Source organism: Stenotrophomonas sp. (assembly GCF_031995405.1).
Taxonomy (GTDB): Bacteria; Pseudomonadota; Gammaproteobacteria; order Xanthomonadales; family Xanthomonadaceae; genus Stenotrophomonas.
Genome location: NZ_DAMAGC010000024.1, coordinates 32,659 through 44,361, shown reverse-complemented (window position 1 = coordinate 44,361; position 11,703 = coordinate 32,659). Strand labels below are relative to the sequence as shown.

General features: G+C 66.5%; 11 protein-coding genes. 6 read left to right on the top strand and 5 right to left on the bottom strand.

Annotated features, from left to right (window positions below):
- Window positions 1-192: 192 nt before the first annotated feature.
- Entirely contained in the window at window positions 193-894 is a 702-nt protein-coding gene (locus RTO53_RS06445; RefSeq protein ID WP_312237006.1) for a TorF family putative porin, read from the bottom strand.
- A 194-nt stretch (window positions 895-1,088) separates the two neighbouring features.
- Between RTO53_RS06445 and kbl the strand changes: the two genes are divergently transcribed.
- A complete protein-coding gene (gene kbl, locus RTO53_RS06440; protein WP_312237005.1) occupies window positions 1,089-2,300 on the top strand; it encodes a glycine C-acetyltransferase in 1,212 nt (403 codons plus the stop codon).
- A 111-nt stretch (window positions 2,301-2,411) separates the two neighbouring features.
- Here the strand turns inward: kbl and RTO53_RS06435 are convergent, their stop codons facing one another.
- From RTO53_RS06435 to RTO53_RS06420, 4 genes are all read right to left on the bottom strand, one after another.
- On the bottom strand, window positions 2,412-2,756 hold the full coding sequence (locus tag RTO53_RS06435; RefSeq protein ID WP_312237004.1) for a hypothetical protein: 345 nt from the start codon (window positions 2,754-2,756) through the stop codon (window positions 2,412-2,414).
- A gap of 92 nt (window positions 2,757-2,848) precedes the next feature.
- Window positions 2,849-3,682, bottom strand: a complete 834-nt coding sequence (locus tag RTO53_RS06430) for a pseudouridine synthase (protein WP_312237003.1) — start codon at window positions 3,680-3,682, stop codon at window positions 2,849-2,851.
- A 20-nt stretch (window positions 3,683-3,702) separates the two neighbouring features.
- Window positions 3,703-4,212: a hypothetical protein gene (locus RTO53_RS06425; RefSeq protein WP_312237002.1), complete on the bottom strand. Its 510-nt coding sequence runs from the start codon at window positions 4,210-4,212 to the stop codon at window positions 3,703-3,705.
- A gap of 429 nt (window positions 4,213-4,641) precedes the next feature.
- The gene (locus RTO53_RS06420) at window positions 4,642-5,733 is read right to left on the bottom strand and encodes an OmpA family protein (RefSeq protein WP_312237001.1); all 1,092 of its coding nucleotides are present in this window, start codon (window positions 5,731-5,733) and stop codon (window positions 4,642-4,644) included.
- Window positions 5,734-6,100: 367 nt separating this feature from the next.
- On the opposite strand from RTO53_RS06420, the gene RTO53_RS06415 reads away from it, so the two are divergent.
- The 5 genes from RTO53_RS06415 (at window position 6,101) to RTO53_RS06395 (ending at window position 11,497) form a co-directional block, all read left to right on the top strand.
- Window positions 6,101-7,126, top strand: a complete 1,026-nt coding sequence (locus tag RTO53_RS06415; protein WP_312237000.1) for a zinc-binding alcohol dehydrogenase family protein — start codon at window positions 6,101-6,103, stop codon at window positions 7,124-7,126.
- Window positions 7,127-7,213: 87 nt separating this feature from the next.
- A complete protein-coding gene (locus tag RTO53_RS06410) occupies window positions 7,214-7,825 on the top strand; it encodes a hypothetical protein (protein ID WP_312236999.1) in 612 nt (203 codons plus the stop codon).
- Window positions 7,826-8,015: 190 nt separating this feature from the next.
- The gene (locus RTO53_RS06405; protein ID WP_312236998.1) at window positions 8,016-10,049 is read left to right on the top strand and encodes an NADPH-dependent 2,4-dienoyl-CoA reductase; all 2,034 of its coding nucleotides are present in this window, start codon (window positions 8,016-8,018) and stop codon (window positions 10,047-10,049) included.
- A gap of 290 nt (window positions 10,050-10,339) precedes the next feature.
- The gene (locus RTO53_RS06400; RefSeq protein ID WP_256776242.1) at window positions 10,340-10,798 is read left to right on the top strand and encodes a cell wall hydrolase; all 459 of its coding nucleotides are present in this window, start codon (window positions 10,340-10,342) and stop codon (window positions 10,796-10,798) included.
- 87 nt (window positions 10,799-10,885) lie between these two features.
- Complete coding sequence (locus RTO53_RS06395; RefSeq protein WP_312236997.1) at window positions 10,886-11,497, top strand: glutathione S-transferase N-terminal domain-containing protein; 612 nt, start codon at window positions 10,886-10,888, stop codon at window positions 11,495-11,497.
- Window positions 11,498-11,703 lie beyond the last annotated feature (206 nt).

Sequence of the window (11,703 nt, the reverse complement as noted above, 5' to 3'; positions counted from 1 at the left end):
GGCCGGCAAGGTGGTATTGAGCTGGAATTGAGGTGGCCGCAGCCGAGCATGGCTCGGCTCTACCGACGAGGTGGCCGCAGCCGAGCATGGCTCGGCTCTACCGACATTGCCGGTGAACGAAAAAGGCGCCTTTGGGCGCCTTTTTCGGTTCTCGGGGTAGCCGGTTGTGCGAGAGCCGGCCAGCGGCCGGCACTACCTGGCGATGCCGACCGTGAACACAACGCGGTTGTCGGCCAGCTTGCCGGAGTTGTCGCGGCCGTTGCCGTCGGTGCCGTAGTAACCCAGGCCCAGGTTGAACAGGCCGAACTGACGGCTCACGCCGATGTTCCAATCGGTGTAGTCCTTGGAGATGCCTTCCTCGAAGGTGCTGCGGCCGACGTTGGCGGCCAGGGTGAATTCCTGCGGCAGCGCCCACTCGCCGCCCACGGCGTAGTACCAGCCATCGGTGCCCGAATTGAATACATCGTTGGTGTAGGTCACCGTCAGGCTGTACTGCTTGGCGAACGTGGTCTTGGTGATGAACTCGTTGTAGGCCAGTTCGCTGGAGCCCGGGTATGTGTAACGGTTGACCAGCAGGTCCAGGTTGACGTCGTCGGTAACGTCGAATGCATACCCGATCAGGTAGTCGACCTCGGCATCCGGGCCACCGTCGCCGAAGTCCACGCCCGAGCCCCACACGCCGGCATAGAGACCGACCGGCGAGGTGTAGGTGAAGCCGGCCTGGAGGGTCGGGTCCTCGTCGGTCTGCGAGACACCGCGGAACACGTAGTCGGAGACGCCGGTGACGTTCCAGCTGAAGGGAGAGGCGGCCTCGTCCTGGGCACTGGCGGCGAACGGGGCAAGCAGGGCGGCGCAGAGCACAACGGCGGCGGTACAGCGCGTGGCGTGGTTCATGCGGGGTCTCTCCAGACGGTGGGGGTGGGCGGAACGGCGCGATTTACAGTTTTTTAACCTGATTGATATTGCGATGCAACAATCACGTCTGCAACTGACGCCGCCGCCCCCCGTCCAATCGGCCGGTGCGCGCAACCCCAGCGTCGTCGCTGGCAGGTAAAATCCCGGTTTTCCCGTGCCGAAGACTGCCTGCCATGAGCGATGCCATCACCGCCCCGCTGACCCAGCACTACGTTGAAGAACTGGAGGCGATCCGCGCCCAGGGCCTGTTCAAGTCCGAACGCATCATCACCAGCCCGCAGTCGGCCGAGATCACCCTGGACGACGGCCGCACGGTGCTCAACTTCTGCGCCAACAATTACCTGGGCCTGGCCGACCATCCCGACCTGATCCAGGCCGCGAAGGACGCGCTGGACAGCCACGGTTTCGGCATGGCCTCGGTGCGCTTCATCTGCGGCACCCAGGACCTGCACAAGCAGCTGGAAAAGCAGATCGCCACGTTCTTCGGCAAGCAGGACACCATCCTGTACGCGGCCTGCTTCGACGCCAACGGCGGCCTGTTCGAGCCGCTGCTCGGCGAGAACGACGCGATCATCTCCGACGCGCTCAACCATGCCTCCATCATCGACGGCGTGCGCCTGTGCAAGGCCAAGCGCTTCCGCTACGCCAACTGCGACATGGCCGATCTGGAAGCGCAGCTGCAGGCGGCCGATGCCGCCGGCTGCAGGACCAAGCTGATCACCACCGACGGCGTGTTCTCGATGGACGGCTTCATCGCCCCGCTGGATGAAATCACCGCGCTGGCCGAGAAGTACAACGCGCTGGTGCACATCGACGAATGCCATGCCACCGGCTTCCTCGGCGCCACCGGCCGCGGCTCGGCCGAGGTCAAGGGCGTGCTGGAGAAGATCGACATCATCACCGGCACCCTGGGCAAGGCCATGGGCGGCGCGCTCGGCGGGTTCACCTGCGCCAGCGCCGAAGTGGTCGAACTGCTGCGCCAGCGCTCGCGCCCGTACCTGTTCTCCAACTCGCTGCCGCCGCACGTGGTCGCCGCCGGCATCAAGGCCTTCGAGATGCTGGCCGCCGCCGATGACCTGCGCAGCACCCTGGCCGACAACACCGCCTATTTCCGCCAGAAGATGACTGCCGCCGGCTTCGACGTGAAGCCGGGCGTGCACCCGATCAGCCCGGTGATGCTGTACGACGCGCCGCTGGCGCAGAAGTTCGCCGAGCGCCTGCTGGAAGAAGGCATCTACGCGATCGGCTTCTTCTTCCCGGTCGTGCCCAAGGGCCAGGCACGCATCCGTACCCAGATCAGCGCCGCGCATACGCGTGCCCACCTGGATCGGGCGATCGATGCGTTCACCCGCATTGGCCTGGAACTGGGCGTGATCAAGAACTGACACGCGCCAACCGGGTAGAGCCACCCCATGGGTGGCTGCTCTCCCCAGCGGCGTCATGAACTCCGGCGAGGGCGGCCTGTGTGCCCTCGCCGACCCACGGCCGGCGGCCGCTTACTTCTTCTTTTTCTTCTTGTCCTTGGCCGTTTCCTTGCTGGCCACCACCACGGGTGCGGCGACCGGCCTGTCCTGGCCGTTGCCCTTGGCCACGCGGATGCCGTTGGCCTTCATCCAGGCGTCGAACTCATCGGCGGACATCTTCTTGTCGCCGTCGCTCATCATGAAGCGATAGCTGCCGCGGCCGTCGAGGTCGGGGGTTTTGACTTCCACCACCTTGTCGGTCACCGGGGCCTCGGCCTTGGCCGCCTGTTTGTGGCCACCACACGCGGTGAGCAGCACGGCGGGCAGCAACAGGCAGGCGCTGCGGAACAGAGGGCGATTGAGCAGGTTGGCATGCATGGGGGAATCTCCCGGGGGTGAATGAAACGTCGGGTACGCGGCCATCCATTGCCTGGTTCGGTCGGCCTGCCACGCACGGGCAGGCCACGGCGTCACGGTGGCGCCACGGCGCCATCGGCCGCGGCGTACAGCAAATCCAGGTCGTGCTGGCTCAGTTCGCGCCAGGCACCCTTGCCCAGCGCGCCCATCGGCAGGTGTCCAATTGCCACGCGCACCAGGCGCAGCACGTTGATGTCCAGCGCGGCCAGCAGGCGCCGGATATGGCGATTGCGGCCTTCTTCGAGCACCACTTCCAGCCACGCGGTCTTGTCGCCACTGCGCAGCAGGGTGGCGCGGCGCGCGCGCAGCAGTTCGCCGTCGTCCTCCACACCGGTGCACAGCGCCTGCAGCTGCGCGGCATCGGGGATGGCATCGATCTGCACGTGGTAGGTCTTGTCCGGGCCGGTGGCCGGGTCGGTAAGCCGTGCGGCCCACTGCGGGTCGTTGCTGAACAACAGCAGGCCTTCGCTGGCCTTGTCCAGCCGTCCGACCGGGGCGATCCACGGCAACCCGGCGTCATCGAAGCAGCGGTAGACGGTGTCGCGGCCCTGCTCGTCCTGGGCGGTGGTGACCAGGCCGCGCGGCTTGTTGAGCATGAGGTGGATGCGCCGCGGTGCGTCCAGCGGCTGACCATCGACGCGCACGTGGTGGCGGCCGTCTACGATGGGGAATTCGGGGTTGTTGATGACGCGGCCATCGACGGTGACGCGACCGGCCTGGATCCAGCGCGCGGCTTCCGTGCGCGAGCACAGGCCAGCCTTGGACAGCACGCGCGCCAGGCCATGGCGGGGTGCGCCGTCGCTGCGCGCGGGGCTGGTCGATGACGCACGCCGCTCGGGGCGGCGTGGTCGAGCGGTTGGCGCGGCAGGGGGCCGGCGTGTGCTCATCGTGCTCCGCGCAGGGCGGCTTACTTCTTCTCGCCCGGCTTGGTTTCAGCCGGTGCTTCCGCAGCGGCCGGTGCGGCAGCCGGTACCGGGCGCGCCTTGACCACGCGCACACCGCGCGCCTTCATCCAGGCGTCGAATTCCTCGGCGGTCATGCGCTTGCCGTTCTGGCTCATGTCAAAGCGCCAGGGGGTATTGTCGAACTCGGTCGCCGGCTTGTACGCGGCCGGATCGTTGGCCTTGATCGCCGGTGCGCCAGGCATGGCCTTGGCGATGTTCTGGCAGCCGTCGATGCGCAGGCGCTGCAGGACGCGGTCCAGCGACTGCTGCTGGTCGAAATTGGAGGTGAGCACGCCAGCGGGCATGCCGAGCTGGACGTTGCGGATGTAGAGCTCTTCGGCCACCGGCGCAATGGCGGTGGCCGGCAGCGGCAGCGGCGAGGCGCTGATGGCGTGTGCCGAGCAATCCACGGCTGCGTAGGCGGTGGGGACCAGGGCCAGGCCGAGCACGGCGGCCAGTGCGATACGCAGCATGGGATGCATCCAGGAAAGGGGTCGACGCGGCGAGTTTAACAGCGCCACAACGGCTTTCAAGATCCCACATTCAATGAATACGGCAACTTGTTGGATTTATTGCTGATTTCTTCTTTGATCCTTTTGGAAGCTGGCTTCGTTCGGGTGATCCGCGAGCGTGAGGGCCCCGTCGCGGCTTGCGGGTAGTGCCGAGCCATGCTCGGCAAGCAGCAACGGGCCGCCGAAACAAAAGGAGGAGGTGGCGGCCGCAGGCCGACGCCGGGGGCGTCGCCGGAAAGGGCATGGGCGCCCAGCGCCCGACCCACCGACACCCGCGTCAATAAAGGTCCAACGCGCTTCGAGTGCCCTGAGCTACGCGGATGGAAAAAAGAACAAAAAAAAGGGCCCGGCAATGCCGGGCCCTCTTCTGAAGCTGTACTACCAGAAGGATTAGTTCTGGACGTTCAGCTCGGTACGACGGTTCTTTGCACGACCTTCCGGGTTGTCCGAACCATCCGGGTTGGTGTTCGGAGCAATCGGACGGCTCTCGCCGTAGCCGATCGGACCCACCAGACGCGAAGCGGACACGCCGTTCTTGGTCAGGTAGTCATACACGGTGGTGGCGCGACGCTCCGACAGCTTCTGGTTGTAAGCGTCGGTACCCTTCGAGTCGGTGTGACCAGCAACTTCAACGCGCAGATCCGGGTAACGCTTCAGGATCTCGGTGGCTTCGCTCAGGATCGCCACGGCGTCCGGACGCAGGGTCGCCTTGTCGAAGTCGAAGTTCACGCCCTTCAGGTCGATGGAGACCGGCACCGGGCAACCGTCCGGACCGATGGTCTGACCCGGCTGCGAATCCGGGCACTTGTCGTCGCAGTTGTTGACGCCGTCACCGTCGTCATCCAGGTCTGCGCAGCTCGGAGCCACCGGAGCCGGGGCAACCACAGCAGCGGTCGGGGCCGGGCCCAGCGGGATCACGACGCCGACCGAAGCCAGCACGTCGCCGAACCAGCTTTCGTTCGGAGCCGAGATGCTCTGGTCGTCGAAATCAGCGCGGTAGGCCACTTCGGCGCGGACAGCAACGCGCTTTTCGAAGGTGGTCTGCAGGCCGACGCCGACCTTGGCGGCGAAGTTGCCGTCCTTGCGCTCACGCGGACCATTCAGGTTCAGCGAGTTGTACTCTTCTTCCGACTTCTGGTAGCCCAGACCCATCAGCAGGTACGGGTTCCAGCCACGGCCTTCGGAGATGAAGTGGCGGCGCAGATCGACGGACACGCCGTACTGGCTCCAGTTCAGATCCTGGTTCGCGTCGAAGTTCGGGTTCTGGTAGTTCAGCTCGCCGTCCAGCGACCAGTTGGGGCTGATGAACTTACCGAGGCCCAGGGTCACGAACGGAGCGTCGTTGGTCAGACGGTCGCTATCCTGGAAGTTGAAGCCGGCCGAACCGGTCAGGTACCAGCGGTCATCAAAATCCTGCGCCGATGCAGCCTGGGCGAAAGCCAGACCGCCCAGCAGCGCGGCAGTAAGGATCTTCTTGTTCATTGAGTACAGCTCCTATTTCGGGGGTATGAAACCGGTAGAGGCATGGGCCAGCACCTGCGTCGTTTTCAGACTGCCGATTCAGCACGCCACCGCCGCGAACATTATGCTCAGGCGAGTGAAGGTGATGTTAACGGTCACGTAACATGTGAAGACGACGGCCAGACCTCTACCGGTCCAGCTGGTGGCACCCTATACAGGTTGATGAAATTGCGCAAGACCCAGCAACGACAAGGGTTTCGGCTTTTTTGCCTGCATTTCTGCTGCGCAGTGCGGTATTCCACCCCGAATACGCCATTGCCTTGATTCAGCGCAGTAACAGCTTTGTCAGCAGTCGTATGATGAAGGTCGGACCAGCTCAGGAACGGCCATGAAAGCTGTGGGTTTGACCCAGTACCTGCCGATCGATGACCCCGCCGCGCTGCTCGACCTGAACCTTGCACAACCTGGCCCGCCGACGGGCTCGGATCTGCTGGTGCGCGTACAGGCCGTTTCCGTCAATCCGGTGGACACCAAGCAACGTGCACCGCGCGCGCAGCAGGAAGATCCGCCGCGCATCCTTGGCTATGACGCGGCGGGCATCGTCGAAGCGGTGGGGCCGGACGTCACCGCATTCGCACCGGGCGACGAGGTCTATTACGCCGGCGATGTCACCCGCCCGGGCTGCAATGCGCAATGGCAGTGGGTGGATGAGCGGCTGGTCGGGCGCAAACCGGCCACGCTCGATTTCGCCGACGCCGCGGCGTTGCCGCTGACCGTGCTGACGGCGTGGGAGCTGCTGTTCCAGCGCATGCCGTTACAGTTCGATGACCGTCGTCATGCCGGACAGGTGATGCTGATCATCGGCGGCGCCGGAGGGGTCGGCTCGATCGCGATCCAGTTGGCCCGGCATGCCGGTTTCACTGTGGTGGCCACCGCTTCGCGCCCCGCATCGGCGGACTGGTGTCGACAGATGGGCGCCGCACACGTCATCGACCATCGCCAGCCGCTGCCGCCGCAGCTGCAGGCGCTCGGCATCGAACAGGTGCAGGTGGCGCTCAACCTCGCCGACACCGATCACTACTGGGAGGTGCTGGGCGAACTGCTGGCACCGCAGGGGCACGTGGGCCTGGTGGTGGAGCCGCGCGGCGCGCTGCGCATCGGCGATCCGTACAAGGCCAAGTGCATCGGCATCCATTGGGAATTCATGTTCGCGCGGGCGAAGTTCCGCACCGACGACAGGATCGAACAGCACCGCATCCTCAGCCGCGTGGCCAGCCTGGTCGATGCCGGTGAGCTGCGCAGCACGCGCAGCGCCCAGCTGGGTGCGATCAACGCGGCCAACCTGCGCCAGGCACATCGCCAGCTGGAAAGCGGCAGCGTGATCGGCAAGCTGGTGCTCGCCGGCTGGGAATGACGGTGTCGGCGCATATTGGTGCCCATCTGTATCTGTCTCAGCCCGCCGGGGCCGCCTACATTCAAGGCCCCCTTCGGTGAAACCGCCATGCCCACGTCCCTGCCCCTGCGTCTGCTGCAACTGCTGATCGGTCTGTTCCTGTACGGGATGGGCGCGGCGGTGATGATTCGTGCGGCGATCGGGGTGGCGCCGTGGGATGTGCTGTCGCAGGGCATCGCATTGCAGACGCCGCTGTCGTTCGGCGTGGCCACCAACGTGATTGGTGCGCTGGTGTTGCTGCTGTGGTGGCCGATCCGGCAGAAGCCCGGGCTGGGCACGGTGCTCAACGTGATGCTGATCGGCCCCAGCGCGCAGTTCGGGCTGTGGGTGCTGCCGGAGGTGCAGGGTCTGGCCTGGCAGGTGCCGATGTTCGGGTGCGGCCTGCTGCTCGTCGCGGTGGCGACCGGCCTGTACATCGGCGCGCGCTTCGGTCCCGGCCCGCGCGACGGGTTGATGACCGGCCTGCACGCCCGCACCGGCTGGCCGATCTGGATCGTGCGCAGCCTGATCGAAGGCACCGTGCTGGTCGTCGGCTGGCAGCTCGGCGGCAACGTCGGCGTCGGCACCCTCGCCTTCGCGTTGCTGATCGGCCCGCTGTGCGGGGTGACGCTCCCGCTGTTCGGCATCCACAAGCCTGCCCCGGCGGCAGCCACCCCGTAGCGCTGCCGCCCCGACGTTTGCAATGGTCGGTACTGCCGGCCGTTGGCCGGCTGCTCCGACATCCGACCTGTGCGAGGCGCCGGCCAGCGGCTGGCACTACCGGATGCGTGTCGGCTCGTGCGCGAAGGGCCCCTTGCTTGTGGGGGCCTTTCGCGGCACGCTTCACGCTTCCGTACGCAAGCGTATCGACATGTCGCCAGCCGCTGAATCCCCCGCCTATCCCCATCTGTTCACTCCGTTGGACCTGGGCTTCACCCAGCTGCGCAACCGGGTCCTGATGGGGTCGATGCACACCGGCCTGGAAGACCGCGCGCGCGATTTCCCACGCCTGGCCGCCTACTTCGCCGAGCGTGCCGCCGGCGGCGTGGGGCTGATCGTCACCGGTGGCTTCGCGCCAAACGTGGTCGGCTGGCTCAAGCCATTCGGCGGCAAGCTGTCCTGGCCGTGGGAAGTGCGTCCGCACCGGCAGGTGACGGCGGCAGTGCACGACAACGGCGGCAAGATCTGCCTGCAGCTGCTGCATGCCGGTCGCTACGCCTATCACCCCCTGTCGGTGGCGCCGTCGAAGCTGAAGGCGCCGATCAACCCGTTCACCCCGCGTGCGCTGTCCTCGCGCGGGGTGGAGCGCCACATCGCCGATTACGCGCGCAGCGCGCGACTGGCGCGCGAGGCCGGCTACGACGGCGTCGAGGTGATGGGCTCGGAAGGCTATCTGATCAACGAGTTCATCGCCCCACGCACCAACACGCGCGCGGACCGCTGGGGCGGCGACGCGAGCCAGCGCATGCGCTTTGCCGTGGAGATCGTGCGCCGCATCCGCGAGGCCTGCGGGCCGGACTTCATCATCATCTACCGGCTGTCGCTGGTGGACCTGGTCGAGGACGGCAGCAACTGGGACGAAATCGTGCAGCAGGCCAAGGCGATCGAAGCCGCCGGCGCCACGCTGATCAATTCCGGCATCGGCTGGCACGAAGCGCGCATCCCCACCATCGCCACGTCAGTGCCGCGCGCGGCCTTTGCCGGGGTCACCGCCAAGCTCAAGCCGCATGTGCAGGTGCCGGTGATCGCCACCAACCGCATCAACATGCCCGACGTGGCCGAGCGCATCCTGGCGGGCGGCGGCGCGGACATGGTGTCGCTGGCGCGGCCGCTGCTGGCCGATCCGGAATGGGCCAACAAGGCACGCGCCGGTCGCCCGGAGGCGATCAACACCTGCATCGCCTGCAACCAAGCCTGCCTGGATCATGTGTTCGAGAACAAGACTGCCAGCTGCCTGGTCAATCCGCGCGCCGTGCACGAGACCGAACTGGTCTACCGCCCGGTGACCAGCGCAAAGCGCGTGGCGGTGGTCGGCGCCGGCCCCGCCGGGCTGGCCTGCGCCACCGTGGCCGCCGAGCGCGGCCATGCGGTCACCCTGTTCGATGCCGGCAGCGAGATCGGCGGCCAGTTCAACGTGGCCAAACGCATTCCGGGCAAGGAAGAATTCCACGAGACCCTGCGCTACTTCCGCCACAAGCTTGCGGAGACCGGCGTGGCGGTGAAGCTTGAAACGGTCGCCGACGTAGCCCTGCTGGCCGGCTTCGACGAAGTCGTGGTCGCCACCGGCATCACCCCGCGCCGGGTCGACTTCCCCGGCGCGGACCACCCCAAGGTCATCAACTACCTGGACGTGCTGCTCGGTCGGGTCGAGGCCGGCGCGCAGGTGGCCATCATCGGCGCCGGTGGCATCGGTTTCGATGTCGGCGAGTTCCTGGTCCATGACGGTCCGTCCAGCGCGCTGGACCCGGCCCGCTGGATGGCCGAATGGGGCGTGGACGCGACGTTCGAAGGTCGCGGCGCGCTGGCCAAGGCCGCCCCGGAGGCGCCCGCACGCAAGGTCTGGCTGCTGCAGCGCAGTCCCGGCAAACCCGGTGCGCGGCTGGGCAAGACCACCGGCTGGATCCATCGCGCCACGCTCAAGGCCAAGGGCGTGAAGATGCTTGGCGGCGTGGAGTACCTGGGCGTGGACGACACCGGTCTGCGGATCCGGATCGATGGCCAGGAACAGACGCTGCCGGTGGATCACGTGGTGGTCTGCGCCGGCCAGGAGCCGCGTCGCGATCTGCATGCCGCCTTGCAGGCAGGCGGGATCAACGCCCATCTCATCGGGGGCGCCGACGTCGCCGCGGAATTGGATGCCAAACGCGCCATCCACCAGGGCAGCCACCTCGCCGCCGGGCTCTGAAAGCAGTCAATACCGACCTGAATAGGGGTCCGTGAACGCGATCCGGACCCCGCTCCAAACCTGAATGTCAAGCGCTGAAGTTCAGGATGCATTGGGAAATGGCCCCCTATCGTGCGCCAACTTTCCCGCTCACCACCCAGTTCGAGTGAGCGCGCGGACCCCGCATCCTGTTCGGGTCCGCTCCCGGGCGGCCCCGATGGCCGCCTCCCCATGACGCCAAGTCGTACCCTCGCCCCGTCCGCATGATCGGATGGACAGCCAGGTGCGGCCCACACGGAGCAAGGAGATTTATGAAACTGGCCTGGATTCTCTGGCTGTCACAGTTGTTGCCGCAGCCTGCCGCCGATTCGTTGTGCCTGAGCACGACCGTCTACCTCGAAGCGCGTGACCAGACCCTGCGCGGCCAGCAAGCCGTCGCGGAAGTGGCCCTGCGCCGCCTGGACAGCGGGCTGTGGGGCGACTCGATGTGCAAGGTGGTCACCGCGCGCAAGCAGTTCGCCCCGACCATCGTCGCCCCCGGCACCCAGCTGGGCAACGCCGATGCCTGGCAGGAAGCCATGACCGTGGCGTTCGATGCCGAGCGCAACTGGGCCCTGCCGGTCGGTGAGCGCAAGGAGATCGTTCCGGGGGCGAGCCACTTCGCCGCGCTGTCGATCGCCAACCCGAGCTGGCGCAACGCCTACCAGGTGGCCACGATCGGCGACCACACCTTCTACCGCGTGCAGAAACTCAAGCCGCGCGCGTCGTAACGATCTGTTACGGCCATACCGTTGAGGATGCGTGTCCCGCTCTGGAATAGTGAGCGGCTGACCCATCACCACCCCAACGGAGTTCCCATGAAGCTGTACAGCAAGCCCGGTGCCTGCTCCACCGCCGACCACATCGCCCTGCAGTGGACCGGCCAGCCGTTCGAGGTGGAACTGCTCGACAAGGACACCCTGAAGGCGCCCGCGTTCCTGAAGATCAATCCGGTCGGCTCGGTACCGGCCGTGGTCGATGGCGACTTCACGCTCACCCAGAACGCGGCAATCATGGGCTACATCGCCGATACCTACCCGCAGGCCGGCCTGGCCGGTGACGGCAGCGCCCAGCAGCGCGCCGAGGCCACCCGCTGGCTGTCCTTCGTCAATTCGGACCTGCACCCGGCATTCAAGCCGCTGTTCGGGCCGGGCAACTTCATCAGCGATGAAGGCCAGTACGACGCGGTGCGCGCCACGGCGCTCAAGCGCCTGCGCGGGCTGTTCGAGCGTGCCGACCAGCAGCTGGAAGGCCGCCAGTGGCTGGCCGGGTTCCGCAGCTTCGCCGATCCGTACTTCTACATCACCCTGCGCTGGGCGGTCGGTGCCAAGGTGGACCTGAGCGGCCTGGACAACGTGGCCGCGTTCAAACAGCGCATGGAAGCCGATCCGGGCGTGCAGGCGACGCTGCAGGCCGAAGGGCTGCGCTGAGTCCAGCCTGACAGCGCATATATAAGAAGAGAGCCCGGCCACGCCGGGCTCTTTTTTGGAGCCTGCACAAACAACCCGCCCCCCGGGGGTAGAGCCACCCCATGGGTGGCTGAACGCGATCCCGGCACGAAGAGCAGCCACGCATGGCGTTGCTCTACCTGCCACCTCGCCCATCCTCCGGTAGAGCCACCCCATGGGTGGCTGCA

What these genes read in the sequence shown, in the direction of transcription:
- RTO53_RS06415 (WP_312237000.1), top strand. Translation starts at nt 6,101, where the DNA reads ATGAAAGCTGTGGGTTTGACCCAGTACCTGCCGATCGATGACCCCGCC.
- RTO53_RS06425 (WP_312237002.1), bottom strand. Translation starts at nt 4,212, where the DNA reads ATGCTGCGTATCGCACTGGCCGCCGTGCTCGGCCTGGCCCTGGTCCCC.
- kbl (WP_312237005.1), top strand. Translation starts at nt 1,089, where the DNA reads ATGAGCGATGCCATCACCGCCCCGCTGACCCAGCACTACGTTGAAGAA.
- RTO53_RS06420 (WP_312237001.1), bottom strand. Translation starts at nt 5,733, where the DNA reads ATGAACAAGAAGATCCTTACTGCCGCGCTGCTGGGCGGTCTGGCTTTC.
- RTO53_RS06395 (WP_312236997.1), top strand. Translation starts at nt 10,886, where the DNA reads ATGAAGCTGTACAGCAAGCCCGGTGCCTGCTCCACCGCCGACCACATC.
- RTO53_RS06405 (WP_312236998.1), top strand. Translation starts at nt 8,016, where the DNA reads ATGTCGCCAGCCGCTGAATCCCCCGCCTATCCCCATCTGTTCACTCCG.
- RTO53_RS06410 (WP_312236999.1), top strand. Translation starts at nt 7,214, where the DNA reads ATGCCCACGTCCCTGCCCCTGCGTCTGCTGCAACTGCTGATCGGTCTG.
- RTO53_RS06430 (WP_312237003.1), bottom strand. Translation starts at nt 3,682, where the DNA reads ATGAGCACACGCCGGCCCCCTGCCGCGCCAACCGCTCGACCACGCCGC.
- RTO53_RS06445 (WP_312237006.1), bottom strand. Translation starts at nt 894, where the DNA reads ATGAACCACGCCACGCGCTGTACCGCCGCCGTTGTGCTCTGCGCCGCC.
- RTO53_RS06400 (WP_256776242.1), top strand. Translation starts at nt 10,340, where the DNA reads ATGAAACTGGCCTGGATTCTCTGGCTGTCACAGTTGTTGCCGCAGCCT.
- RTO53_RS06435 (WP_312237004.1), bottom strand. Translation starts at nt 2,756, where the DNA reads ATGCATGCCAACCTGCTCAATCGCCCTCTGTTCCGCAGCGCCTGCCTG.